Source organism: Roseomonas sp. FDAARGOS_362 (assembly GCF_002754815.1).
Classification (GTDB): Bacteria; Pseudomonadota; Alphaproteobacteria; order Acetobacterales; family Acetobacteraceae; genus Roseomonas; species Roseomonas mucosa.
Window position 1 is genome coordinate 2,289,346 of record NZ_CP024588.1, and the last position, 26,180, is coordinate 2,315,525.

The 26,180-nt window shown below is 71.1% G+C and carries 18 protein-coding genes; 7 read left to right on the forward strand and 11 right to left on the reverse strand.

Annotated elements, in window-relative coordinates; translation table 11 throughout:
- Window positions 1-77 precede the first annotated feature (77 nt).
- Both CTJ15_RS15255 and CTJ15_RS15260 read right to left on the reverse strand, forming a co-directional pair.
- Complete coding sequence (locus tag CTJ15_RS15255; RefSeq protein WP_019460772.1) at window positions 78-1,100, reverse strand: amidohydrolase family protein; 1,023 nt, start codon at window positions 1,098-1,100, stop codon at window positions 78-80.
- 577 nt (window positions 1,101-1,677) lie between these two features.
- Window positions 1,678-4,170, reverse strand: a complete 2,493-nt coding sequence (locus tag CTJ15_RS15260) for a recombinase (RefSeq protein ID WP_226945949.1) — start codon at window positions 4,168-4,170, stop codon at window positions 1,678-1,680.
- A gap of 563 nt (window positions 4,171-4,733) precedes the next feature.
- On the opposite strand from CTJ15_RS15260, the gene CTJ15_RS15265 reads away from it, so the two are divergent.
- The 3 genes from CTJ15_RS15265 to CTJ15_RS15275 are packed head-to-tail and all read left to right on the forward strand — an operon-like array spanning window position 4,734 to window position 8,477.
- Complete coding sequence (locus tag CTJ15_RS15265; protein WP_019460770.1) at window positions 4,734-5,195, forward strand: (2Fe-2S)-binding protein; 462 nt, start codon at window positions 4,734-4,736, stop codon at window positions 5,193-5,195.
- Entirely contained in the window at window positions 5,192-6,205 is a 1,014-nt protein-coding gene (locus tag CTJ15_RS15270) for a xanthine dehydrogenase family protein subunit M (protein WP_058390071.1), read from the forward strand. Before CTJ15_RS15265 ends, CTJ15_RS15270 begins: the two co-directional genes overlap by 4 nt.
- Before the next feature lie 13 nt (window positions 6,206-6,218).
- Window positions 6,219-8,477 (forward strand): xanthine dehydrogenase family protein molybdopterin-binding subunit, encoded by a 2,259-nt coding sequence (locus CTJ15_RS15275; protein WP_058390072.1) that lies wholly within the window; start codon window positions 6,219-6,221, stop codon window positions 8,475-8,477.
- A 67-nt stretch (window positions 8,478-8,544) separates the two neighbouring features.
- Here the strand turns inward: CTJ15_RS15275 and CTJ15_RS15280 are convergent, their stop codons facing one another.
- A complete protein-coding gene (locus CTJ15_RS15280; RefSeq protein WP_058390073.1) occupies window positions 8,545-10,137 on the reverse strand; it encodes an ABC transporter substrate-binding protein in 1,593 nt (530 codons plus the stop codon).
- Between the two features lie 138 nt (window positions 10,138-10,275).
- Here CTJ15_RS15280 and mutS point away from each other — a divergent pair, with 138 nt between their 5' ends.
- The 3 genes from mutS to CTJ15_RS15295 all read left to right on the forward strand — a co-directional run bounded on the left by mutS (window position 10,276) and on the right by CTJ15_RS15295 (window position 16,154).
- Window positions 10,276-13,020 (forward strand): DNA mismatch repair protein MutS, encoded by a 2,745-nt coding sequence (mutS, locus tag CTJ15_RS15285; protein WP_076970307.1) that lies wholly within the window; start codon window positions 10,276-10,278, stop codon window positions 13,018-13,020.
- Between the two features lie 53 nt (window positions 13,021-13,073).
- Window positions 13,074-15,824, forward strand: coding sequence for a [protein-PII] uridylyltransferase (locus CTJ15_RS15290; protein WP_019460765.1), 2,751 nt, complete (start codon window positions 13,074-13,076; stop codon window positions 15,822-15,824).
- 63 nt (window positions 15,825-15,887) lie between these two features.
- Window positions 15,888-16,154, forward strand: coding sequence for a hypothetical protein (locus CTJ15_RS15295; protein WP_019460764.1), 267 nt, complete (start codon window positions 15,888-15,890; stop codon window positions 16,152-16,154).
- A gap of 126 nt (window positions 16,155-16,280) precedes the next feature.
- Here the strand turns inward: CTJ15_RS15295 and CTJ15_RS15300 are convergent, their stop codons facing one another.
- Together CTJ15_RS15300 and CTJ15_RS15305 are read right to left on the reverse strand one after the other, a co-directional pair.
- Window positions 16,281-17,570, reverse strand: coding sequence for an MFS transporter (locus CTJ15_RS15300; RefSeq protein WP_079253452.1), 1,290 nt, complete (start codon window positions 17,568-17,570; stop codon window positions 16,281-16,283).
- Window positions 17,571-17,681: 111 nt separating this feature from the next.
- Window positions 17,682-18,140, reverse strand: a complete 459-nt coding sequence (locus tag CTJ15_RS15305; RefSeq protein ID WP_058390442.1) for a DUF3237 domain-containing protein — start codon at window positions 18,138-18,140, stop codon at window positions 17,682-17,684.
- Window positions 18,141-18,304: 164 nt separating this feature from the next.
- Between CTJ15_RS15305 and CTJ15_RS15310 the strand changes: the two genes are divergently transcribed.
- Window positions 18,305-18,937 carry a glutathione S-transferase family protein gene (locus CTJ15_RS15310; protein ID WP_099781668.1) on the forward strand — a complete coding sequence of 211 codons (633 nt, stop codon included), beginning with the start codon at window positions 18,305-18,307 and terminating at the stop codon, window positions 18,935-18,937.
- Between the two features lie 167 nt (window positions 18,938-19,104).
- Here CTJ15_RS15310 and CTJ15_RS15320 read toward each other — a convergent pair whose 3' ends face one another.
- The 6 genes from CTJ15_RS15320 to CTJ15_RS15345 are packed head-to-tail and all read right to left on the reverse strand — an operon-like array spanning window position 19,105 to window position 26,149.
- On the reverse strand, window positions 19,105-20,196 hold the full coding sequence (locus tag CTJ15_RS15320; RefSeq protein ID WP_019460759.1) for an ABC transporter ATP-binding protein: 1,092 nt from the start codon (window positions 20,194-20,196) through the stop codon (window positions 19,105-19,107).
- The gene (locus CTJ15_RS15325; RefSeq protein ID WP_019460758.1) at window positions 20,193-21,203 is read right to left on the reverse strand and encodes an ABC transporter ATP-binding protein; all 1,011 of its coding nucleotides are present in this window, start codon (window positions 21,201-21,203) and stop codon (window positions 20,193-20,195) included. Before CTJ15_RS15325 ends, CTJ15_RS15320 begins: the two co-directional genes overlap by 4 nt.
- Window positions 21,204-21,212: 9 nt before the next feature.
- Entirely contained in the window at window positions 21,213-22,646 is a 1,434-nt protein-coding gene (locus tag CTJ15_RS15330) for an amidohydrolase family protein (protein ID WP_058390444.1), read from the reverse strand.
- A gap of 13 nt (window positions 22,647-22,659) precedes the next feature.
- Window positions 22,660-24,264, reverse strand: coding sequence for an ABC transporter substrate-binding protein (locus tag CTJ15_RS15335; RefSeq protein WP_099781669.1), 1,605 nt, complete (start codon window positions 24,262-24,264; stop codon window positions 22,660-22,662).
- Between the two features lie 35 nt (window positions 24,265-24,299).
- Window positions 24,300-25,211 (reverse strand): ABC transporter permease, encoded by a 912-nt coding sequence (locus tag CTJ15_RS15340; RefSeq protein ID WP_058390446.1) that lies wholly within the window; start codon window positions 25,209-25,211, stop codon window positions 24,300-24,302.
- On the reverse strand, window positions 25,208-26,149 hold the full coding sequence (locus CTJ15_RS15345) for an ABC transporter permease (protein WP_019460754.1): 942 nt from the start codon (window positions 26,147-26,149) through the stop codon (window positions 25,208-25,210). Before CTJ15_RS15345 ends, CTJ15_RS15340 begins: the two co-directional genes overlap by 4 nt.
- Window positions 26,150-26,180: the final 31 nt, after the last annotated feature.

The window sequence follows — 26,180 nt, forward strand, 5'->3', positions numbered from 1 at the left end:
ACTCCGTCAGGACGCTGCGGGCCCTGGCTCCCTTTCGCTGGCTCACCTTGATGCCGGATCGCGCCGGAAGGCTGCCGCTACCGACCCTGGTCCCGCAGGATGGCATCGAGGCGCGGATAGACGCGGCGGGCGTTCAGCTCGAAGACCTTGTGCTTGTCCGCCGCCGGGATGGGCAGCGCGTCGATGTAGCGCTTCGTGTCGTCGAAGTAGTGGCCGGTTTCCGGATCGATCCCGCGCACCGCCCCGACCATTTCCGACCCGAACAGGATGTTGTCGATGTCGATCACCCGGAACAGCAGGTCGATGCCCGGCTGGTGATAGACGCAGGTGTCGAAGAACACGTTCCGCATCACGTGCTCGGCCAGCGGCGGGCGCTTCAGCATGTCGGCCAGCCCGCGGTAGCGGCCCCAGTGATAGGGCACCGCGCCGCCGCCATGCGGGATGACGAAGCGCAGCGCCGGGAAGTCCCGGAACAGGTCGCCTTCCAGGAACTGCATGAAGGCGGTGGTGTCGGCGTTGATGTAGTGGGCGCCGGTCGCGTGGAAGTTGCAGTTGCAGGAGCCGGAGACGTGGATCATCGCCGGCACGTCCAGCTCGACCATCTTCTCGAAGAACGGATACCAGGCCCGGTCGGTGAGCGGTGGCCCGGCCCAGTGCCCGCCCGACGGGTCCGGGTTCAGGTTGCAGCCGATGAAGCCCAGCTCCGTCACGCAGCGCTCCAGCTCCGCGATGGAATGGGTGATCGACACACCCGGCGACTGCGGCAACTGGCAGACGCCCACGAAGTGCTGCGGAAAGAGGTCCACCACGCGCTTGATCAGGTCGTTGCAGCGCCGCGTCCAGGCCTGGCTCACCGCTTCGTCGCCGACATGGTGTGCCATGGTGGAGGCGCGCGGGCTGAAGATCGTCAGGTCGGCGCCGCGTTCGCGCAGCAGGCGCAACTGGTTCTTCTCCACCGTCTCGCGGATCTCGTCGTCGGAAATATCGGGATAGGCGGGATCGACATCGCCCCCGGCCTTGAAGGCCGCTGTCTGCGCCTCGCGCCAGCGGTCATGGGCGGCCGGCGCCGTGGTGTAGTGGCCATGGCAGTCGATGATCATGCGCGGTCCTCCCGGAACCCCTGCTTCGTTTCGGCGGCGCCAAAGGCCCGGTCCGCCACGGAAGGCGTGGTTCCTCCCCATGGCCGCGTCCCGCACCGGGCTGTCGCGGAACTTCTACAGGAGGCCAGGGAGGGCCGTGCTATCGGTTTTCCCGGCGTTCCTATCACCGGACGGCATAGCAGCCGTCGCGGATGACGCCGGGCGTTGCGCTTCGTGGCTAGCCGCCGGGGGATAGGCGCTGCCTCTCCACCCGGAAACCCTCTCCGCCGGGGACATCGTATGTCCCCGGACCCCGCCTTTCGTTGGCTCCGCGTGGGGGCCGTCAGCCTGCGGGTTGATCCCTGGGAACAGGTGGAGAGGCGGGGCTCCCGAAAAGAAGAAAGACACCTTGTCCACGCTGGCGGCACCAGCAGCCCGCCGGAGAGCCATGCTCTCCGGCGTGATCCGGCGTCAGCGGGCGCCAACTCATCGGGTCCAGGGCCCGCAGGGTCCTGGCGGATAGGGGGTCCGGGGGAAAGGCAGCGCCTTTCCCCCGGGACGGCGCGACGTCAAAGCCGCGAAGTGCGCCCCCCGCCGGTCAGATCGGGCAGACGCCGCTGGCGCACTGGAGATGCGCCCAGTCCACCGCCTCGCGCACCGCACTGTCGTCGATGCCCTCGACGATGGCGGCGAAGCGTCCGGCGGAGATCTCCTCCTCCGGCAGGTACTCGTAGCCGAGTTCGGAGTCGGGGCGGCTGGGCAGGACGGAGCAGCAGCGCACCGAGGGCTGGTGCTCCCGCACCATGGCGCGGAAGGCGTCGAGGTCGTGCTGGTCGGTATAGACCTTCAGCGTATAGCTGACCTGGTTGCCCTGGTCGCGGCCGATCCAGTGGCGCTCCAGCAGGCGGAGATACTGGTACTGCTCCTCCGGCGTCGCTTCGGGTGCGGTGACCAGCCCGTCCTCCAGACCCAGGCGTTGCAACAGCGGCACGGTGGGGAAGCCGACGATGGTCATGCCGGGGAAGGAGCGCAGCGCCCGCAGCGGGTAGCCGCGCGCCTCGTAATCCGCCAGCAGCGGGTCGGAGCCGGGCAGCCACTCGCCGGTGGCCTCGTCGCGCGTGCCCTTGAACTGCACCCAGCGGAGATACTGGCGCCGCGCCGGCAGGTGCGCGCCCTCGGTCAGGGCGAAGAGCTTGCTGGTGGTGCCCGCCGGCTTGACCGTGGTGACGGTGACCGGCCGCGCCATGCCGAGCTCGGCGGCATAGGCATTGGCCTCCTCCTTGGCGATGGCGGAAAGCCGGTCCAGCATCGCCCAGAAACCGGCGGAACGGGTCTCGTCCAGCATCTCGCGGAAGCCCAGGCCGAAGCGCATCCAGGCCCATTCGTGCAGGCCGGTGGGGCCGATGCCGATGCGGTTGGTGCGAGCGACCTCCTCGCCATAGAGCGCGTCCATCTGGTTGGCGCGGATCAGGAAGCGCACGCCGAGGCGCACGGAATCCTCCACCCGACGGTCCCATTCCCCGGCGATCTCCTCTGGCGCCGCGCCGGGGGTGACGTCGTCGAGGCTGACGGGGCAGGCCAGCAGCGGCGCGAAATCGGCGATGACGCAATAGCCGCCCGTGACGTGCAGGGTGATCTCGCCGCAGGGATTGGTGGTGACCGGGAAGCGCGCGGTGGAGGCGCGGCGCGCCGTCTCGGCCAGCAGCCCCTCGGCCTCCGTCACCTGGTAGCGGTCGGAGCGGAAGTCGCGCCCATCCTCGAAGACCGGCTTGTCCCAGGCGGCGCCGGTGCGGTGGTCCTCCAGCAGGTCGCCGTTGATGAAGCCGGGCTCGCCGTTCACGAAGGCGCAGCGCGTCACCTCGTCGAAGACCGCGCGGGCATGGCGGGTCAGCGGGTCGGCCGCGTCGCCCTCCCGGACGCGCTGCCAGAACTCGCGGTCCACCATGACGGAGTTGTTGGCGGTCCAGAGCCCGCCTTCCGACTTGGCGCGCACGAAGCGCAGGATGCCCGGGTCGCGCCAGGACTTGGTGGCCATGCGCGCGGCGCGGCGGGCACCGCCCACCTGCACCTCCACGGACAGGTGGTGGTCCACCAGCAGCGCCTGCTCCCAGGGTTGCAGCGCCTCGCCCTGCGGGTCCCGCGCCCGGGCGGGCTCGATCACATGGCGGCGGATGTTGATCAGGCCGCGCAGCAGCGAGATCGGCCCCGAGGCCGGACGCCCCTGCATGCCGCGGATCGGCGCCCCGGCGGGGCGGACATCGGACAGGTCGAGCAGCAGGGTCTTCCTCCGCTCGCCACGGAAGGCCATGGCCTCCAGCACCTCGACCGCCTTGGCCCAGCCCTCGCGGCTGTCGGCCACGCGGTGGACCACGGCGCCCGCCGGAATGGCGGCGAGGTCGCTCACCAGTTCCGCATCGAGGAAGGCGCGCACCGCCGCCTCCGCCGCCGCGTCGAAGCCGGCATCGTCCGTGCCCCAGGGCAGCAGCCCCATCTCCACCCCGAAGCGGCGCAGCGTGTCGCGGGTGGCGGGGAAGTCCGGATGCTCGGGCGAAAGATGCAGCCGCAGATCGGGGGCGCTGGCCCAGTCCACCACCGCCAGCTCGTCGTCATAGGCACGCCCGACGCCGGAGCCGTTCAGCAGCAGGTAGAACTCGGCGAAGGAGGTGATCGCCGTGGCGCAGTTGGTGAAGACCTCCATGTTGCGCTTCGGCTGCTCGGCATCACCGTGCTGGAGGTGGCGGCCGGAGGTCAGCAGCGCCCCGGTGGCGATGGCGTTGCGCAGCGCCTCGCGCTCGCCCGGGGCGGTGGGCGCCAGGGCGGTGTTGCCGGCGGAAACGCGCTCGGCCACCCGGCCGAAATCCTCGGTGTCCTCCGGGCGGAAGACGGTGCGGCGGCCCACGGCCAGGCCCATCCCGGCATCCAGGGGGCGGCCGGGCACGGGATGCGTGCCGAAGCCCGCCCCCACCGCTCCCCCCACCGAAACCTGCGCCGGGACGCCGCCGGGTTGTTTCCGCACAGCATCCGGCCGGGCCGCCACCCCGCCATGGCGGGGGGCGAATCCAGGGGCGAGAGTCTGCGCGTAGCCGTCCATCAGCAACCTCGGTCAGGAAAATCAGGGGCCTGCCCGGGTCGCGCCGGATTCGGCGCCTCGGGCTCAGTGACCATATATATGGTTATCAGACCCTCGGTTTCACACAATATCTGGTGGAGGAGCTTACGCATCCGAATCAGGACTGGGGCATTTCCGCCACGGATCAGGCGCTTGGGCGGCCCTGTTGAGAAGCCGCCCCGGGATTCACGCTGTGGCGAGCGGTGCGGGCTTACCGCAGCACTGATTCCGGCGGCCGGGCGGGCCGGGCCGGGCCGGGCCGGTTCTGGCCGTCACGGCGCCATACCGCAACCGCCGGATGCGGGCCATCGCCTCACTTCTGGCGTGAGCCTCCCGCGCGCCTCGCCCTTCCGGCAACCGGCTCCTCCCCGGAGGCGTTGAGCGGCCATGGAATGAACCGCCGGAATTCCGCCCCGAGGCCCTCGGCACGGGGACGGTTCGTTCCGTTCCGACGCCATAAGCAAACGAAGCCGGAGGGCCTGGCATTGAGTGAGACCGCGACCGAGGCCCCCGCCGGGGCCAGACCCGGCCATGAGGCACGCGACGTGACCCTGAGGGTCAACGGCCAGGACCATACCGTGCCGCTGGCACCCTGGACGACCCTGCTGGATGCCCTGCGCGACCATATTGGCCTGACGGGCACCAAGAAGGGCTGCGACCAGGGCCAGTGCGGTGCCTGCACCGTTCTGGTGGACGGGGTGCGGGTGAATTCCTGCCTGACCCTGGCCGTGATGAAGGAAGGCTGCGAGATCCGCACCGTGGAGGGGCTGTCCAACGGCCACCTGCATCCGGTGCAGCAGGCCTTCATCGACCACGACGCCTTCCAGTGCGGCTACTGCACGCCCGGGCAGATCTGTTCCGCCGTCGGGTTGATCCGCGAGGGGCGGGCGAAGAACCCGGCCGAGATCCGCGAGCTGATGAGCGGCAACCTGTGCCGCTGCGGCGCCTATCCCAACATCGTGGCGGCGATCGAGCAGGCGCTGCAGGCCGGGGAGGAAGCGCAATGAACCGCTTCGACTACACTCGCGCCGCGGACGTCGCGGGCGCGGTCCGCAGCCACGCCACCGGCGCGGCGAAATTCATCGCGGGCGGCACCAATCTCCTCGACCTGATGAAGGAGAATGTGGAGCGGCCGGATCATCTGGTGGATGTCACCCATCTGCCGCTGCGCGAGATCACGGAAACGCCGGAAGGTGGCCTGCGCCTGGGCGCCCTCGTGACCAATGCCCAGACCGCCTATGACAGCCGCGTCGCCGAACGCTACCCGCTGCTGAACCTGGCGATCCTGTCCGGCGCCTCGCCCCAGCTCCGCAACATGGCCACGAACGGTGGCAACCTGCTGCAACGGACGCGGTGCTACTATTTCTATGATACGGGCACGCCCTGCAACAAGCGCGTGCCCGGCAGCGGCTGTCCGGCCAGGACCGGCGTGAACCGCATCCATGCCATCCTCGGCGCCAGCGAGAGCTGCATCGCCACCCATCCCTCCGACATGTGCGTGGCACTCGCGGCGCTGGAGGCGGTGGTGCGCGTCACCGGCCCGCAGGGCGAACGCGAGATCCCCTTCGCCGGGTTCCACCGCCTGCCCGGCGATGCGCCGGAGCGCGACACGAATCTCGGTGCGGACGAGCTGATCACCGCGATCGACCTGCCACCGCAGGGCTTCGCGGAACACCACACCTATCTCAAGCTCCGCGACCGCGCTTCCTATGCCTTCGCCCTGGTCAGCGTCGCCGTGGGGCTGGAGATGGAAGGCGACACGGTGAAGGAGGCGCGCATCGCCCTGGGCGGCGTGGCGCACAAGCCCTGGCGCCGGCCCGAGGCGGAGGCGCTGCTGCGCGGCAGGCCTGCCACGCTGGAAAGCTTCCTGCCCGCCGCCGAGGCGCTGATCGAGGGCGCGCGGGGCCACGGCCAGAACGATTTCAAGATTCCCATGGCGCGGCAGGCCATCCTGCGCGCCCTGTCCCAGGCGGCGGCCGGCACGCCGCAGCCCGTCGCTGACAAGCGGATCCAGTGAGGGGACACGTCCGATGAGCAGCAACACCCCCTATTTCGGTTCCCCGCAGAGCCGCGTGGACGGCAAGGCCAAGGTGACCGGCGAGGCGAAGTACGCCGCCGAGTTCACCGCCCCCGGCCTGCTGCACGGCGTCGTCGTGTCCAGCGGCATCGCCCGGGGCAAGATCGCCGCGATCGACACCGAGGCGGCGCTGGCCGTGCCTGGCGTGGTGCAGGTCTTCACCCATGAGAACCGGCCGCGCACCGCCTGGCGCAGCAAGAACTACCAGGATGACGTGGCGCCGCCGGGCTCGCCCTTCCGCGCCCTCTACGATGCCGAGATCCACTACAGCGGCCAGCCCGTGGCGCTGGTGGTGGCGGAGGATTTCTCCACCGCGCGCCATGCCGCCATGCTGGTGCAGGTGCGCTACGAGGAAGCGCCGCATGCCACGGATGTCGTCGCCGTGCGCGGAGCGGCCTATGTGCCACCGAAGAAGCGTTCCGGCATCGCGCCCCCTCCCCCGCCGCGCGGCGATGCGGAGAAGGCCCTGGACGCCGCCCCGCACAAGGTCGCGGGCGAGTACCGCATCGCCATCGAGCACCACAACCCGATGGAGCCCCATGCCACCACCGTGGTCTGGGAAGGCGACGGCAGGATCACCGTCCACGACAAGATCCAGGGCGCGCAGAACAGCCAGAAGTATGTCAGCAACGTCTTCGGACTGTCCGCCGACAAGGTGCGCGTGATCTCGCCCTTCGTGGGCGGCGCCTTCGGCTCGGGGCTGCGGCCGCAGTACCAGCTTTTCCTCGCCGTGATGGCGGCGCTGGAGCTGGAACGTTCGGTGCGTGTCGTGTTGTCGCGCGAGCAGATGTTCACCTTCGGCTACCGGCCCGACGTGCTGCAGGACGTCAGCATCGGCGCCGCTGCGGATGGCGTCTTGCAGGCCATCCGGCACGAGGCGATCTCCGGCACCTCGCAGTTCGAGGACTACCAGGAGGTCGTGGTGAACTGGTCCGGCCTGCTCTACCACTGCGAGAACGTGGCGCTGGACTACAAGCTGGCGAAGATCGACACCTACACGCCCTGCGACATGCGTGCCCCGGGCGCACCAACCGGCCTCTTCGCCCTGGAATCCGCGCTGGATGAGCTGGCCCACGCGCTGAAGGCCGACCCGCTGGAGCTTCGCCTGCGGAACTATGCGGAAAAGGACGAGAACGAGGGCAAGCCCTTCACCTCCAAGGAATTGCGCGCCGCCTATCGCGAGGGCGCCGAGCGCTTTGGCTGGAGCAGGCGCAGCCCCGAGCCCCGCTCGATGCGTGAGGGGCGCGAGCTGATCGGCTGGGGCGTGGCCTCTGGCGTCTGGGAGGCGCAGATGATGAAGACCAGCGCCCGCGCCACCCTCACCGCCGATGGCAAGCTGGAAGTCGCCACCGCCACCGCCGATATCGGCACCGGCACCTATACCATCCTGACCCAGATCGGCGCCGACGCGCTGGGGCTGGCGATGGAGGATGTCACGGCGAAGATCGGCGACAGCTCCCTGCCCACCTCGCCCGTCGAGGGCGGCTCCTGGACCGCCGCCTCGGCCGGCTCCGCGGTGCTGGCGGCCTGCGACATGGTGCGCGCCCGCCTGCTCGGCGCCGCGCGCGGCCTGCCGGATTCCCCGCTCGCCGGCGCGGCGATGGAGGATGTCAGCTTCGCCAATGGCCGCATCGGCCTGAGTGCGGACCCGTTGCGCTCCCTGCCCCTCACCGAGGTGATGCGCGCCGCCGGGCTGGACCGGATCGAGGAGGAGCAGACCGCCTCCCCCTCCAAGGAAATGCAGAAGACGTATTCCTCCTACACGCACTCCGCCGTCTTCGCGGAGGTGCGGGTGGACGAGGAGCTGGGCGTCATCCGCGTCACCCGCATCGTCGATGCCGTCGCCGCGGGGCGGATCATCAACCCCAAGACCGCACGCTCGCAGATCATCGGCGGCGTGGTCTGGGGCATGAGCATGGCGCTGACCGAGGAGTCGCTGCAGGACCACAATCTCGGCCGCTTCATGAACCACAATCTGGCCGAGTACCACGTGCCGGTGAACGCCGATGTCCACGACATCGACGTGATCTTCGTGCAGGAGGACAACGACAAGGGCAACCCGCTCGGCGTGAAGGGCCTGGGCGAGATCGGCATCTGCGGCACCGCCGCCGCCATCGCCAACGCCGTCTTCCATGCCACGGGCAAGCGCATCCGCAGCCTGCCGATCACCGTCGACAAGCTGCTGGGGGATGTCGCGGTTCCTGCGGAATAGGCCCCCGCCCGCAACCCAGGCGGGGTGGAGGCCATGTCTCCACCCCAGTCATGGAAGGCGGCCGCCTTCAGCTCCGCTGCACCCCCCAAGGGAAGGGCGAGGAACCCTCCACGAAGCCGGTGAGATCCTTGCGGAAGGCGGTGCGGACGGTGAACTGGCCGAGCGGCAGGGTGCCGGCTTCCTCCAGCGCGTGGCGGCCGAGCTCCAGGGCGACGCGGCGCTGGGCATCGGCATCCGAGGCGTAGAGCCATTCCTGCGTCAGGGCCTCGGCCCTGTCGCTCTTCCACCAGCCGAACCAGCCCTTCTCGCCCTGGCCCCGCAGCAGGGGCGAGGTCGCCGGGCTGCCATAGAGGTTGGAGCCGCCGGTGGTGTGGAACATGCTCCAGCCGCCCTTCTCCACCGGCTCGCGCGAGTTGCGGCGCTGGATGACGGTGCCCCAGTCGCTTTCGGCCAGCTCCACGTTCATCCCGGCTCGGCGCAGCGCATCCGCCGTCACCTGGCCGAGCGGGCCGATATCCGGGAAGTCGGTCGGGTTGATGATGACCAGCTTCTGCCCCGCATAGCCCGCCTCCTTCAGCGCCGCCTTGCAGGCATCGATGCTGCCCGGCATCAGGTCGGCTTGGTCCACGTAGTAGGGCGTGCGCTGCGGGTACAGGCTGCGCATCGTGTTCCAGGTGGACTGGTCGTCCCCCTGGGCGGCGCGCATGTAGTCCTCCTGCACCACCGACTTCAGCACCGCCTGGCGCAGCTTCACGTTGTCGAAGGGCGGCTGCAGGCAGTTCAGCCGCGCCAGCGCCATGCGGCCGGCCTTGTCCAGGATCTCCCGCCTGACGTCGCGGCTCTGGGCCAGCATCGGCTGCAGGTCGGCGAGCGGACGCTCCCACCAGTCGATCTCGCCCGCCAGCAGGGCCGCCGCGGCGGTCGAGGGATCGGTGATGATGTGCCACTCGATGCGCTGGAAATGCGCGATCTTGGCGCCGGCGGCGGCCGAGGGCGCCTCGTGGCACGGCACATAGCCGTCGAACTTCGTATAGACGGCGCGGGAGCCGGAATTGAACTCGGAGGCCACGAAGCGGTAGGGGCCGGAGCCCACCATCTCGGTGATCGCCGTGGCGCCGTCGGTCTTCGCCAGCCGTTCCGGCATGATGAAGGGCACGTTGGCCTCGGCCTTGCCCAGCGCCTCCAGCAGCGCCGGGAAGGGACGGTTCAGCCGGAGCTCGAAGTTCCGGTCGTCCACCACCTTCCATTCCTCGGTGATGCCGGTGATGAGCTGGCCGAAGGGATCGCGCGAGGCCCAGCGCTTCACGCTGGCGATGCAGTCGGCGGACCGCACCGGCGTGCCGTCATGGAACCTCAGCCCCTCCCGCAGGCGGAAGCGCCAGAGCCTGCCGCCATCGGCGACCTCGTGCCCCTCGGCCATCTGCGGCTGCACGCGGTTGTTCGCATCCACGGCGAAGAGCGTGTCGAAGATGTAGTAGCCGTGGTTCGAGGTGACCGTGGCGGTGGTCCAGATCGGGTCCAGCGCGCTCAGATTCGCCTGCGGCACGAAGCGCAGCGTGCTGGCCCGGCTGTTCTGCGCCAGGGCGGGCCCGGCGACGCCGCCGGCCAGGGCGGCGGCCCCCAGCCCGGCGGCGCCCTTGAGGAGGTTGCGGCGATTCATGGCGTGGCTCCCTGGCTGACGCGCGGGAGAGTGCGACGGGGCGGCCGGGATGCCAAGCGGAAGGGCATCGCCCGCCGCACCCGCCCCATGCCCGATCCGCTCTGGACCGCCCCCGGCGCGGCGCCCTAGGAAGGATGGATGAATCGCAACCTTCCCGCCGCCGAGGGCGCCACCCCGGCGATGGCCCAGTGGTTCGCCGCCAAGGCCGCGCATCCGGACGCGCTGGTCTTCTTCCGGCTCGGCGATTTCTTCGAGATGTTCTTCGACGACGCCATCCTGGCCGGGGAGGTGCTGGGCCTCGCCACCTCCCACCGGGGCGAGCACAACGGCCAGCCCATCCCCATGGCCGGCGTGCCGGCCCATGCGCACGAGGCCTATCTCGCCCGGCTGCTGCGGCGCGGCTACCGCGTCGCGCTCTGCGACCAGATGGAGACGCCGGAACAGGCCAAGGCGCGCAAGGCCAGCACCATCCGGCGGGAGGTGGTGCGCATCGTCACCCCCGGCACGGTGACCGAGGATTCCCTGCTGGAAGGCGGCCGCCCCTCCTGGCTGCTCGCCCTGGCGGAGGGAGGCGGAGAACGCCTGGGCGCCGCCTGGCTCGACATCTCCACCGGCATGGTCTGCACCGAATCCGTCCTGCCGGCCGAGGCGGCGACGCTGCTCTCACGGCTGGAGCCGGCGGAGATCCTGGCCCCGCCCGCCCTGGTCGCCAGCGGCGCGCTGGCCGGCTGCGGCGAGCGGCTGCGCGAGACGGCCCCGCCCCGCGACCCCTCCCGCATCGCCCGCGCCGCCTGGGAGGTCGCCAGCCTGGACGGCTTCGGCGCCTTCTCGGAGGAGGAGGTGGCGGCGCTGGCCATGGCGCTCGACTATGTGCGCGCCACCCAGGGGGGCACCCTGCCCCGCCTCGCGCCGCCGGAATGCTGCGGCGAATCCCGCCTGCTGCGGATGGACGCTGCGACACGCCGCTCGCTGGAGATCCTGCGTTCCGAGCGCGGCGATGCCGAAAGCTGCCTCTTCGCCGCGGTGGACCGGACGCTGACCGGCGCGGGGGGGCGGGAGCTCGCCGCCCGCCTCGCCGCCCCGCTGGCCGAGGCGGAGCCGATCCGCGAGCGGCACGAGGCGGTCGGGTTCCTCCTGAACGACAGCCGCCTGCGCGCCGCCCTGCGGCAGGGCCTGCGCGGCGCGCCGGACATGCAGCGCGCCCTGGCCCGGCTTTCGGTCGGCCGCTTCTTTCCGCGCGACCTCGCCGCCATGGCCGAAGGGCTGGGCCGGGCCGAGAGCATCCGCCAGGCGCTGGACAGGGCGGAGGGCGTGCCCCTGCTGCTGCTGCGCGCGGCGAAGGCCCTGCTGCCGGGGAACTCCCCCCGGGCGGAGCTGGCCCGTGCCCTGGCGGAGGACCTCCCCTCCCGCTTCGAGGACGGCAACGCGATCGCCACCGGCTATGACGGGCAGCTCGACGGGCTGCGCCGGCTGCGCGACGGCGCGCGCGAGGCGATCCTGGAGATGCAGCGCGAGCTGGCCCAGGCCTGGGGCGTGGCCAGCCTGAAGATCAGGCACCACCAGCAGTTCGGCCATCTGGTGGAGGTCCCCGCCGCCGCCGGGGAGGCCCTGCTCCGCGCGAAGGCCCAGGAGGGGCCGCACGCCCCGATCCACCGCCAGACCATGGCCAATGCCCATCGCTTCACCTGCACCGCCCTGGCGGAGCTGGACCGCAAGCTCTCCTCGGCGCGGGAGGAAGCGGCACGACGCGAGGCGCGGGTGGTGGCGCATCTGCGCCAGCTCTGCCTCGACGCCGCCCCGGGCATCGCCGCCGCCGCCACGGCCCTGGCCGAGATCGACGTGCAGCAGGCGGCGGCCGAGCTCGCCGCCGGAGGCGGCTGGTGCCGGCCGGAGATCTCGGAGGGCACCGGCTTCCGCGTGCGGGGGGCCCGCCACCCGGTGGTGGACGCCGCGCTGCGCAAGGCCCGGGGCCCGGCCTTCGTGCCCAACGACGCCGATCTTTCCCCCGGCCGCCGCCTCTGCCTGCTGACCGGGCCGAACATGGCGGGCAAGTCCACCTTCCTGCGGCAGAACGCGCTGCTGGTGGTCCTCGCCCAGGCGGGGCTCTTCGCCCCGGCCGAGGAAGCGCGGATCGGGCTGGTGGACCGGCTCTTCTCCCGCGTCGGCGCCGCGGACGACATCGCCGGCGGCCGCTCCACCTTCATGGTGGAGATGAGCGAGACGGCGGTGATCCTGAACCAGGCCGGCCCCCGCTCCCTGGTGATCCTGGACGAGGTCGGGCGCGGCACCGCCACCTGGGACGGCCTCGCCATCGCCTGGGCGGTGCTGGAGGCGCTGCACGACCGGCTGCGCTGCCGCGCCATCTTCGCCACCCATTTCCACGAGCTGACGGCACTGTCCGGCAAGCTGCCGGACCTCGCCCCCGCTCGGATGGAGGTGCGCGAGCACCGGGGCCGGGTGGTCTTCCTGCACACCGTGGCGCCGGGGGCCTCGGAGCGCTCCTGGGGCCTGCACGTGGCCCGGCTGGCCGGCGTGCCGCGCGCGGTGGTGGCGCGGGCCGAATCGGTGCTGGCGGCGCTGGAGGCCCGGGCGAAGGGCCTCGACCCGCTGGAGGAGGAGCTGCCGCTGCTGCGGGCCGCCCGGCCGGACCCCGTGGACCCGGCACCGCAGCATTTTTCGCCGGGTGTTGCATGGGATGGGAGATTCCATACGGACCCGGAACCAGCGGCCCCGGACAAGGCCCTGCGCGAGAGCCTGGAGGCGATGGACCCCGATGCCATGTCCCCGCGCGAGGCCCTGGAGGCCCTCTACCGGCTCAAAAGCCTCGCAGGTGCAGCGGAGGTGACTGTCAAGTCGCCCCAGCCCATCCTATCTTCACGTTGATGAAACTCTTCGGCGACAGCCAGGACACCGCGGCAGCCTGCTCCCCTGAGGACATGCAGGCCCTGATCGATGCTCTGCTTCCCCCGGCGGGCTCCGGCGGCGGGATGGAGGCGCGCACCCCCGTTCCCCGCGACGCCGCGCTGCTGCTGCTGCGCCGCCGCCTCGGCCGGGTGCAGTCCAGCGTGCAGGAGGAGTTCGAGGCGGGCGCCCTGCCCGGGCTGATCGCCGGCCGCCGCCTCGGCGCGCTGATGGACGGGCTGATCCGCTCGATCCACGACTACAGCCTCGCCGTGGTGGGACAGGCGGAGGGCGAGCCCGCCTTCGCCCTGGCCGCCACCGGCGGCTATGGCCGCGGCGTGCTGGCGCCCTTCAGCGACATCGACCTGCTCTTCGTCTCCCGCCAGCCGCTGGGCGCCAGCGGGCAGCGGATGGTGGAGTTCATGCTCTACCTGCTCTGGGACCTGGGGCTGAAGGTCGGCCACGCCACCCGTTCCATCGCCGAATGCCTGGAGGATGCGCGCGCCGACGCCACGGTGCAGACGGCGCTGCTGGAGGCCCGCTTCCTGTCCGGCGAGCAGCCGATCTTCGCCGAGTTCGCCGAGGGCTTCGCCACGGCCCGGCGGGAATGGGGCATCGGCCAGTTCTTCGCCGCCAAGCGGACGGAGCGGCAGCAGCGCCACAAGCGCTACGGCGACAGCCCCTATCTGGTGGAGCCTCATATCAAGGAGGGGCGCGGGGGCCTGCGCGACCTCCAGACCATGTACTGGTTCGCCAGCTATGCCTTCGGCACGCAGAAGATGTGGCAGCTCGTCGGCAAGGACAGCCCGGGCGGCGGCCTGCTCACGGCCGACGAGGCCCGCGCCTTCCGCCGCGCCTGGAGCTTCCTCTGGACGGTGCGCTTCCACCTCCACTACGTCACCGGCCGTGCCGAGGAACGCCTGACCTTCGACCTGCAGCCGGTGGTGGGCGCCCGCATGGGCTATACCCGGCACGGCAAGCAGGACGGGGTGGAGCGCTTCATGAAGCACTTCTTCCTCACCGCGCGGGACGTGGTGCGCCTGTCGCGCCTGCTGGAACCGGCGATCGAGCGCGCCACGATGGGGCCGCCGGCGCTGGTCCCCGCCGGCAGCCCGGATCTCGCGGCCGCCGGCGTGGCGCTGGCGGACGGCAAGGCGATCTTCGCCGCCGGCCACGACATCGCCGCCGACCCGGCGATCATGCTCCGCCTGCTCTGCGCCGCCCGCGACCATGGGCTGGAGCTGCACCCCCTCACCCAGCGGGCGCTGATCCGCTCGGCCCGGCATGCCTCGAAGCTGCGCGACGACCCGGCGGCGGGGGACCTGTTCCTGAACCTGCTGACCGGCCCGCATTCCGCCCGCTGGACCCGCGTGCTGAACGAGGTCGGCTTCCTGTCCCGCTACCTGCCGGACTGGGCGCGCATCGTCGGGCTGATGCAGTTCGACACCTACCACGTCTATACGGTCGAGGAGCACACGATCGAGGCGCTGCGCGTCCTCAACGGGCTCGACGAGGGCGGGCTGGACAACATCGCCCCCGTGGCCTCCGAGCTGATCGGGCAGATCCAGTCCCGCCGCGCGCTCTATGTCGCGACGCTGCTGCACGACATCGCCAAGGGCCGCGGCGGCGACCATTCCGAGCTCGGCGCCGCCATCGCCCTCGACATCTGCCCGCGCCTGGGCCTGACGCCGGAGGAGACGGAGACCGTCTCCTGGCTGGTGCTGAACCATCTCCTGGTCAGCCAGACCGCCTTCAAGCGCGACATCGACGACCCCAAGACCATCCTCGACCTGGCCGAGGTGGTGCAGTCGCCCGAGCGGCTGCGCCTGCTGCTGGTGCTCACCGTCGCCGACATGCGCGCCGTGGGCCCCAAGGTCTGGAACGGCTGGAAGGCCACCCTGCTGCGCGAGCTCTACTGGCGCGTGGCCGAGGTTCTGGCCGGCGGGCTTTCCGTGCCGGAGCGCGACGTGCGCGTGGCCCGGGCCAAGCAGGCCGCCGCCTCGCTGCTCGCCGAATGGCCGAAGGAGGCGGTGGAACGCTTCCTGGGCGCCGGCTACCCGGGCTACTGGCTTTCCTTCGACGCCGCCACCCATGCCCGGCACGCCACCATGATGCGGGAGGCCGAGGCGACCGGCGCCCCCCTGACGGTGCGGACCCGCGTGCTGGAATCCCGCGCCGTGACCGAGGTGACGGTCTATGCCGCCGACCATCCGGGCCTCTTTGCCCAGGTCGCGGGCGCGCTGGCGCTGGGCGGGGCGAGCATCGTGGACGCCCGCATCCACACCATGACCAATGGCATGGCGCTCGACACCTTCTGGGTGCAGGACGCCAATGGCGGGATGCTGGAGGCGCCGCACCGTCTGGCCCGGCTCTCGGTCCTCATCGAGCAGGCGCTGTCCGGCCAGATCCGCCTGCTGAACGAGATCCGCAAGGTGCGGCGCGAACCCTCGCGCCTGCGCGCCGTGACCGTCCCGCCGCGCGTGGTGCTGGACAACCACGCCAGCGCCTCCCACACCGTGATCGAGGTGAACGCGCGCGACCGGCCCGGCCTGCTGCACGACGTCACCACCGCGATCAGCGAGCAGGGGCTGCAGATCGCCTCGGCCCATATCACCACCTATGGCGTGCGGGCGGTGGACGTCTTCTACGTGAAGGACGTGTTCGGCCTGAAGGTGGAGAACGAGCGCAAGCTGGCCTCGCTGCGTTCCGCTCTGCTGGGCGCTCTCTCCCCGGTGGCGGAGCGGATCGCGGAAGGCCCCGTGGCGGTGGTGGGCGCCGCTTCCTGATGCCCCCTTCCCCACAACCCTCACCCCCGCCCGGCGTTGTCCTCCTTTGAGGAGGCTTCATCCATGGCCGAAGAGACCCTGAGCGAGGAATTCAAGAACTGGGGCGGCGGCACCAAGACCGCGCGCCCGTCCAATGTCGGGCCGCACGACCCCAATGACGAACAGCACGACCCGAAGAGCAAGGGCGTGAACCCCGCCGACTACGAGCGCGAGACGGAGGATTCGGTCGCCGGGAAGCCGGGCGAGAAGAGCAGCGGCCCGGTGAATATCGGCGTCCGCCAGGACACGGCCGGCGAGGGTCAGAAGGATTCCCCGGGCGGGAAGGACTGATCGCGGGGCGAAGGCCCCGGCCGGGCCTTGCCACAGCCCCCTCGTGCACCGGAACCTGGATCGGGCTTTATCCCTGGGCGAGAGGCAGCGCCTCTCGCCCAGAGCCGGACCGGGCTCCTGTCCGTGTCAGGCCATGTCGGGCTGACGGGCAAGGCGCGGCACCGGCGAGCGTGACAGCACCAGGAACTGCGCGGCGAAACCCAGCGACGAAGCCCAGAGACAGGCTTCCATGCCGCCCTGGCTCGCCAGCAGAGCCCCCAGTGCCGCGCCGAGCGGACGGGCGCCGAAGGTCGCCGTCACGATCGTGGCCGAGACCCGGCCCAGCAGCCCGGGTGGCGTGACGGATTGCCGCAGGGTGGTGGTGGCGATGGTCCAGAGGATCGGCCCCGCGCCGAAAAGCAGGCAGGACATCCCCGCCAGCGCGGCGCCGGGCCAGGTGCCCGGCGGGCAGGCCAGGGTCGCCAGCATCAGCAGCGAGGCCAGCAGCGCCCCCAATGGCCCCAGGGCGATGGTCGCCCCGAAGGTCAACCTGTGCATCAGCCGGGGCGCGACCGCGGCACCCGCCACCATGCCCAGCCCATAGAGGCCCAGGGTCAGGCCGACTCCCCCGGCCCCCAGCCCGAGCCGTTCCACCGCATAAACCACATAGACGGCCTGGAGCAGGAACCAGGCGGTGTTGAACAGCGTCGCCGTGACCAGCACCGGGCGCAGCAGCGAATGCGACAGCACAAAGACCGCCCCCTCACGCAGCTCGGCCAGGGGATGGCGCCGTTTCCGCTGGCCCCTGCCATGCCCCGTGCCGTCCGGCAGACTGCGGAGCAGCAGTGCCGCCAGCAACGACAGCGCCGTGGCCAGGGCATAGGCCGGCGCCGCCCCGGCCCAGCCTACCACCGCGCCGCCCAGGGCGGGACCGGCGGCAAAGGCGGTGCTGCGCGTCAGTTCCAGCCAGCGGTTGGCCATGGCCAACCTGCCGGCCGGCACCAGGGACGGCACCAGGGCCGGTGCGGCGACGCTGTAGGCCACCGTGCCGGCGGCCCCCAGGAAGCCCAGCACCGCCAGCCAGGGCAGGGTCAGCGCCCCACCGAGCAGCAGGAGCAGGATGACGAGCAGCGCGGCCCCGCGCAGCACCTCCGCCCCCAGCATGAGGCGGCGGCGGGAGGTACGGTCCGCCAGTACCCCGGCGGGCAGCGACAGCAACAGGAAGGGCAATGTCTGTGCGGCCTGGAGCAGCCCGGTCTGTGTCGCTCCCGCCCCCAGCAGCAGCACGGCGGCGAGCGGCGCGGCGGACAGGGCGATCTGTTCGGAGAACTGGGCCGGAAGGCTGGACAGGGCGAGGCGCCGGAAGCCGGCGGGCAGGGGGCCGGAACGCTGGTCCGGGCCATGGCCGGGGTCATGGCTTGGGCGATGATCTGGCACGGGTCCCGTGATCTCCTGGATGGTGGAGAGGGACCCTAGGCGGCGGAGCGCCCGCCCCGCCTTCCGCCCGTTGCGCCCGCATCCGGAGCGTCAGCGGGATGCGGCTGGCGGCTACTCCACCACGAAGACCGCGAGTTCCACCCGGTCCGGCCGGCGGATGCCGGTGGCCAGGAAGAGAGGCCGGGTCAGCCAAGCATGCGCCGCGGCGGCGGTCTCGAAGCGTGGCGCCGTGCGGAAATAGACCTGCTCCGGTGGCACCGGCTCGCCCCGCGTGATGCGGGCCATGACCTCGGGCGGGCCATGCCGCACGCCGGTGTTCACGACATAGACGAGCGCCCCGTCATCCAGTTCCACCACATAGCGGGCCTCCAGCGTGGTGTAGCCGTCCGCCCTGATCACCTGGAAATCCGCCCCTGCCGGCAGGATGCGGCCGGACAGGCGTGGCCCCCGGACCCAGCCGCCCAGGATCGGCACAACCCGCCGCAGCCCCTCGCCGGTCTCGCCCACGGCGATGGGTTCCCCCACCTCCACCGCGATGTCGGCGACATGGTGCAGGCTCGGTGGCGTCATGGTCCTGTCCTCGCAGGGGATGTTTCCGTCCCGCCGTCATCCGCCCGCCCGGCCCGATCCACAAGACGCGAGAACCGGGGTGCCCCCCAAGGCCGGCACTTGGCGCCCACGCCGCTCAGGGGCAAGGATGCGCCCTGGCAGGCCCGGCAAGGGAGACCATCCGAATGATCCTGATCGGCCAGTACGATTCGCCCTTCGTCCGCCGCGTGGCGGTGGCCCTGCGCCTCTACCGGCTGGGCTACGAGCACCAGCCCTGGTCCACCTTCGGCGATGCGGAGCGGCTGGCCGCCATCAACCCGCTGCGCCGCGTCCCCGTGCTGCTGCTCGACGATGGCGAGGCGCTGATCGAGAGCGGCGCGATCCTGGACCACCTAGACGAACAGGCATCGCCGGACACGCGGCTGATCCACGCCTCCGGCGCGGAACGGCGGCGCATGCTGCGCCTCTGCGCCCTGGCCACCGGCCTCTGCGACAAGATGGTCAGCCTGATCTACGAACGCATCCTGCACGAGACGGTCTCGGAACGCTGGGTGGCGCGCTGCGAGGCGCAGATCCGCGACGTGCTCGCGGTACTGGAGGCGGAGCGGGCGCGCGAGCCCGCGCCCTTCTGGAACGGCGTGGCACCGGGCCATGCCGATATCGCCCTGGGCTGCGCGCTGCGCTTCCTCGCCGAGGCGCATCCGGCGATCCATGGCGACGGCGGCGCGTGGCCCAGCCTGGCGGCCCATACGGCGCGTTGCGAGGCACTGGATGCCTTCGCGGGCGTCGTGCAGGTCTTCGATCCGCCGAAGCGCTGAGCCGCGGCTATTCCGGCCAGGAGAAGCGGATGTTGTTGTCGCGCAGCCCGGCCAGCACGACCTCGATGCCGCCGGAACGGATCATCCAGTCCAGCCGGTGGTCGCGGTATTCCCGCCGCTGGGGCAGGAAAAGGGGACGCCCTGATCCGATCCTCCGGGCGGGCTCCTCACCCCGCCAGCCTGATCTCCCGCGCGGCGGTGTAGAGCGCCAGCCGCCGCGCCGCATTCGGCGCCAACCCATGTTCGGCGACATTCTCCACCGGCGGCAGGCGATCCGCGAGATGGCAGGCGGCGAGGTGGCCCGGATCGCCCCCCAGCGGTCCGGTGGGCGCGCGCAGCTCCGGGTCCTGCTCCCGGCAGACCGCCTCGGCATGGGGGCAGCGGGTGTGGAAGCGGCAGCCGGAGGGCGGGTTGGCCGGGCTCGGCAGGTCGCCACCCAGGGGCGTGACCGAGCCGCGCAGCGCCGGGTCGGGGCGCGGGATGGCGGACAGCAGCGCCCGCGTATAGGGGTGGCGCGGCGCGGCGAAGAGGGCGCGCTTCTCGGCGACCTCGACGATGCGGCCGAGATACATCACCGCCACGCGGTCGGCCATGTGCTTCACCACCGCCAGGTCGTGCGCGATGAAGAGATAGCTCAGCCCGAAGCGCGCCTGGAGGTCCTTCAGCAGGTTCACCACCTGCGCCTGGATCGAGACGTCGAGCGCCGAGACGGGTTCGTCGCAGACCAGCAGGTCTGGCCGCACGGAAAGGGCCCGGGCGATGCCGATGCGCTGCCGCTGCCCGCCGGAGAATTCATGCGGGTAGCGCCCGGCATGGAAGGGCCGCAGCCCGACCAGCGAGAGCAGCTCCTGCACCCGCGCCTGCCGTGCGGCGCCGTTGCCCATGTCGTGCACCGCCATCGGCTCGGCGATGGCGTCGCCCACGGTCAGGCGCGGGTTGAGGCTGGCGAAAGGGTCCTGGAACACGATCTGCATCCGCCGGCGCAGCGCCCGCAGCGCGGTGCCGGAGGCCGTCGTGACATCCTGGCCGTCGAAGCGGATCGTGCCGGCGCTGGGCTCGATCAGCCGCATCACCAGCCGCGCGGTGGTGGACTTGCCGCAGCCGGATTCCCCCACCAGCGCCAGGGTCTCGCCCCGGTTCAGGCGGAATCCGACGCCATCCACGGCGCGGACGGCGCCGATCTGGCGGGCGAGCACGATGCCCTTGCGGATGGGATAGTGCTTGGCGAGGCCCGAAACCTCCAGCAGCGGCGCGGTCATGCCGCCAGTTCCGTGGCGAGCGCGTCGAGCGGCGCGCGCAGGCAGGCGGCATGGTGTCGGTGCGCCACGTCGCGCAGCGGCGGATCGGCGCTGCGGCAGATCTCCAGCACGAAGGGGCAGCGCGGGTTGAAGCGGCACCCCTTGGGCAGCGCGAAGGGCGGCGGCACCGCGCCGTCGATGGCGAGCAGCCGGTCGCGCTCCTCGTCCAGCCGCGGCACGCTGCCGAGCAGCCCGATGCTGTAGGGGTGCTGCGGGTCGTTGAACAGGCTCGCGGCGGAACAGCGCTCCACCACCCGCCCGGCATACATCACCGCCACCTCGTCGGCCATTTCCGCGACGACGCCCAGGTCGTGGGTGATCAGGATGATCGACATCCCCGTCTCGGCCTGAAGGTTCCGCAGCAGGTCGAGGATCTGCGCCTGCACCGTGACGTCGAGCGCGGTGGTCGGCTCGTCGGCGATCAGCAGGCGCGGGCGGCAGGCCAGCGCCATGGCGATCATCACCCGCTGCCGCATCCCGCCCGACAGCTCATGCGGATACTGCTCGAAGCGCCGTTCCGGCGCCGGGATGCGGACCTGGCGCAGCGCCGCGATGGCGGCGTCGCGCAGCGCGCGGTCCGAAGCCGTGCGGTCATGCACGCGCATCGCCTCGGTGATCTGCCTGCCGACGCTGTGCACCGGGTTCAGCGAGGTCATCGGGTCCTGGAAGATCATGGCGATCTCCCCGCCCCGGATCTTCCGCATCTCGGACTGGGAGAGCGCGGCGAGGTCCCTGCCCTCCAGCAGGATCTTCCCGGCGCCGATCCGCCCCGGCGGCGGCACGAGGCCCATGATGGAGAGCGAGAGCATCGACTTGCCGCAGCCGCTCTCCCCCACGATGCCAAGCGTGCGGCCGCGCGGCACGGCGAGGTCCACCCCGTCCACGGGCGAGACCAGCCCCTGGCCGGTGCGGAAGCTGGTGCGCAGCCCCTCGATGCGGAGAAGGTCCTGGGATTCTTCCCTGGGCATGCGGATTCCTCAGGACCAGCGGAAGGTTGGCGGGGAGATCTGCTCCACCGGCCGGTGCGCCCAGTCGCGCCCGGGGGCCTCGGCCACCACGCGCTTCTGCGCCTCGTTCAGCCGTTCGGCGGCCCCGGCGAAATCCATGGTCAGCACCTTGCCGTCGCGCACGGCGCAGGTCCCGTCCACGTAGACGGCGCGCAGCGCACGCTCGGAGGCCGCATAGACCAGGGAGCGCAGGGGGTCGCGGCGCGGCTGCATCAGCGGGTGGGTGACGTCCACCAGCACGAAATCGGCCCGGCAGCCCGGGGCGAGGCGGCCGATATCCTCCCGCCCCAGCGCCTTCGCCCCGCCGGTGGTGGCGGCCTCGAACAGCTCCTGCGTGGTGACGGCGCGCGGGTCGGTCGCCTGGGTGCGGGCGAGATAGGCGGCCAGCCGGATCTCGTCGAGCATGTTGTGCGGATAGGTGTCGGTGCCCAGGCCCATGTTCACCCCGGCACGGCGGTAGCGGCCGAAGTTCCTCATGGTGATGCCGCGCCGCGCGAAGACGGTCGGGCAATGCGCCACGCTGGTGCCCGTCTCCGCCAGCCGCTTCAGGTCGGTGTCGGTGTGCCAGCGCGTCGAGGGATGGTCGTCGAGGAAGATGCCATGGCCGATGATGGCGCGTTCGTTCAGCAGCCCCATGCTGTCGAGCCAGCCGATCGGCGTCAGCCCGTGGCGGCGGGTGATCTCGTGGAACTCCACCACCGACTGCGCGGCATGGATCTGCCAGGGCAGGCCGCGGGCCTTCGCCTCCTGCTGGCTTTCCCGCATCAGCCCGGGCGAGACGGTGTCGATCTGCGCCGGGATCACCATGCCGGACAGGCGGCCGCATTCATGCTGCGCGGCGCGGTCCACCAGGCGCAGCGCCTCCGCCATGGCCTTCTCGCCACCCGCCTCGTCCCACTCGTACTCCACCACATGGCCGTTCTTCGTGTACCAGCGGGCGGAGCGGAACATCGGTGCCACGACGGCGCGCAGCCCGCTTTCCGCCAGCAGGTCGAGCCATCCGTCATAGGGCACGGACAGGTCGGCCACGGTGGTGACGCCGGACAGCAGCAGCTCGCTCAGCGCCACGCGGGCGCAGTCGGGCACCGCATCCTCGCCCGCGCGGAAGATCGGCATGAACTCGTAGAGCGAGGAGTTGTAGAGGCCGGGCGAGCCGATCTCGTCCAGCAGCCCCTTGTTCATCGGCTCGCTGGACGGATGCGTGTGGATGTTGACGAGGCCGGGCATGACCATCAGCCCCGCCCCGTCGATCACCTCCTCCGCCGGCCCGTCATAGCCCCGGCCGACGAAGCGCAGCGCGCCGCCCTCGAAGGCGACGTCGCCGCCGGTCAGGTAGGCATGGGTCTTCGCGGCCTCGTCCCAGGCCAGGACGACATCGGCGTTGCGGATCAGCGTGACGGCCATGCCCGGATGCTCCTCAGCGTGTCAGCCTGATGTCGAGGCCCTTGTACAGGGCCGCGCCATAGACGCCGTGTGGCCGCGCGCCCTCGACGCGCTGCGAGGTGGCGAGCCAGAGCTGCTGGCGCACCAGCGGCACCCAGACATTGGCCGCGGTGATCTGCTCCTGCACCTCGCCGATCAGCTTGGCGCGGTTGGCCGGGTCGGTGGCGGTGCGGGCGCCGAGCAGGTTCCTGTCGGTCTCCTCGTTCACCCAGTTCATCCGGTTCGGCGTCGGGCGGTTGGCGCTGGGGAAATAGAGGGACAGCGCATCCGTCGCCGAGAGATAGGGATAGGACATGGTGAAGGCGTCGAATTCCTGCGTCGCCAGCTTGCCCCAGGCCACGGTGGCGTCCCAGAGCTGGATCTTCATCTCGATGCCGATGCGGCGCAGATCGGCCTGCATCGCCTGCATCATGCTGTTATTGGTGCCGTTCTGGATGCCGTAGAGCAGGAAGCTCGCGCGCTGCCCGTTCTTCTCGCGGATGCCGTCGGAACCGGCCTTCCACCCGTCCTCGTCCAGCAGCCTGCGCGCGCCATCGACATCGAAGGAGGGCTGCAGCTTCGCCGCGTCAGGGTCGAAATCCTGCACCTTGGGGTTCAGCAGGGTGTTGGCGGGCTCGCCGGCGGAGAAGAAGACGGCCTTGGCGATCGGGCCGCGGTCCACCGCCATGTTGATGGCCTTGCGGATCACCGGGTCGCTGACCACCGGCTTGTCCACCTTGAAGCCGACGAAGTAGTCCCAGAAATAGACCGGCTGCTGCTGCAGCTTCACGGTCGGGATCTTCTTCAGCCCTTCCAGCGCGAAGAAGGGGATCTCCTGCACCACATCGGCCTGCCCGGTCTGCAAGGCGGCGAGGCGGGTATTGGCCTCCGGGATCACGCGCCAGATCACCTTGCCGATCTGCGGGCTGAGGTTCCTGTAGATCGGCGGGCCCCAGTTGTAGCCCTCATGCCTGTTCAGGACGAGGTCCTGCCGCGGCGTCCAGCTCCCCCAGCAATAGGGGCCGGTGCCGTTGAAGCCCTGCACGCCGAAATTCTGCCCGAGCTTCTCCACCGTCGCCTGATCGACGACGGAGCCGAAATACATGGTGAGCTGGGTCAGCAGCTCGGAGAAGGGCTCCTTCAGCTCGTACTCGACGGTGTGGTCATCGACGGCACGGACCTCCTTCACCTGCCCGGCGCGCCACTTCGAGGGGCTGCGCGTGGCCGGGTCGATCCAGCGGTTGATGGAATAGACCACGTCCTTCGCCGTCATCGGCTTGCCGTCGCAGAACTTCACGCCCTGCTTCAGCTTGAAGGTGTAGAGCTTGCCGTCCGGGCTGACCGTCCAGCTTTCGGCGAGGCCCGGCTTCACCGTCTTCTGGTCCCAGTCCATGGAGACCAGCGTGTCGGCCATCATGTAGATGGCCCAGCCCGCCGACTGCGAGGTGGTGCGCGCCGGGTCGTAGTTGTCGGCGTCGATCTCGCGCAGCGCCACCAGCGTGTCGCGCGGCGCGGCCTGCGCCCAGGCCCCCGCCACGGGCATCAGGGCCGAAAGGGCGAAGGCGCTTCCGAGAAGCGCGGCGCGGAGGGTCGGACGCATGCTGGGAACTCCCGGAAACAAGGTGGAAAGGGGTGTCAGCGGCGCAGCCGGGGATCGAGCGCGTCGCGTAGCGCATCGCCCAGGATGTTGAAGCCCAGCCCGACCAGGAAGATCAGGACACAGGGGATCACCGCGATATGCGGCGCGAAGAACAGGAAGTTCCGCCCCTCGCTCGCCATGGCGCCCAGCTCCGCCAGCGGCGGCTGCGCCCCCAGGCCGAGAAAGGACAGCGCGGCGCCGAGCAGGATCACCTGCCCGAAGCGCAGCGTGGTGAAGACGAAGATCGGCGACAGGCAGTTGGGCGCGAGATGCCGCAGGATCAGCCGCGTATCGGACATGCCCGTGGCCCGCGCCGCCTCGATGTAGTCCTGCTGCATCACGCCCAGCGCCGCGCCGCGCGTGATGCGCGCCATCAGCGGCACGGTCGCGACCGACAGCGCCAGCACCACGGCCCAGATGCCCGGCCCGAAGATCGCCGCCAGCGCCAGGCCGAAGAGGATGGCGGGAAAGGACAGCAGCACGTCCATCAGCCGCATCAGCAACCCGTCGATGCGGCGCCAGAAGGCGGCGGCGAAGCCCACCACCATTCCCGTCACCCCGCCCAGCACGACCGAGGCCAAGCCCATCAGCAGGCTCATCCGCAAGCCGTAGAGCAGGCGCGTGACCATGTTGCGCCCCTGCGCGTCCGCCCCCAGCCAGAGGCCGGGTGCCGCGCCCGGCGGCTGCATCGCGAGCGACAGGTCGTTGTCATAGGGATCGGTCGGCGCGAGCCAGGGCGCCAGCACCGCGGCACCGACCAGCAGCACCACCAGCACCAGCGCGGCGGCGCCGACCGGATCGCGCAGCAGGCGGCGGAACAGGCCGGGGCCGCGCGCCACATGGGCGTCGGTGGCGGCGAGCTCCGGCTCGGCGACCTTGATGGCCGCCTCGGGCAGGACGGCGCTCATGCCGCGCGCATCCGCGGGTCGAGCGCGACGTAGAGCACGTCCACGGCGAGGTTGATCAGGATGAAGCCAAGGGAGAGCACCAGGATCGTCCCCTGCGCCATGGGAAAGTCGGAGGACAGGATGGCGCCGACCGCCAGCCGCCCGACGCCGGGCCAGGAGAATACCGTCTCCGTCACCACCGCGCCGCCGAGCAGGAAGCCGATCTGCAGCCCGATCAGCGTCACGATGGGGATCAGCGCGTTGCGCAGCCCGTGCCGCATCACCACCGCGAACTCGCCGAGCCCCTTGGCCCGGGCGGTGCGGACGTGTTCCGCCCCCATCACGTCCAGCACCGCCGTACGCGTCATCCGCGCCACCGGCCCGACGAAGGCCATGCCCAGGGTGATGGCGGGCATGGCGATGGCCAGCAGCCCGTCCATCGTCCAGAGCGGCCCGCCCCGCCCGGTGAAGGGCAGGAGCTGCCACTGGAAGCCCACCACCCAGATCAGCATCAGCCCGATAAAGAAGACCGGCAGCGTGGCGCAGGCCACGGCAAAGGCCATCACCGTCCGGTCGAACAGCGTGCCGCGCCAGTAGGCGGCCGCCGTGCCCATGGCGATGCCGAGCGGGATGGACCAGACTAGGCAGGCGAACATCAGCTCCAGCGTCGGGCCGATCGTGTCGCCCAGCTCCTGCGTCACCGGCATGTTGTTGATGATGGAAACGCCCAGGTCGCCCTGCGCCAGCCGCCCGACATAGGCGCCGAACTGCCACCAGAGCGGCTTGTCCAGGCCCAGGTCCTGCCGGATCGCGGCGATCACCTCCGGCGTGGCGGTCGGGCCGGCCCGCACCGTGGCGGGATCGGTCGGCACCACCTGCATCAGCAGGAAGCCGACCAGCAGCACGCCGACCAGGACGGGAATGGCCAGCAGCAGCCGTTGCAGCGCGTGCCGGAGCATCAGCCGGCCCCGCTATCGCCCGGCCGGCCCC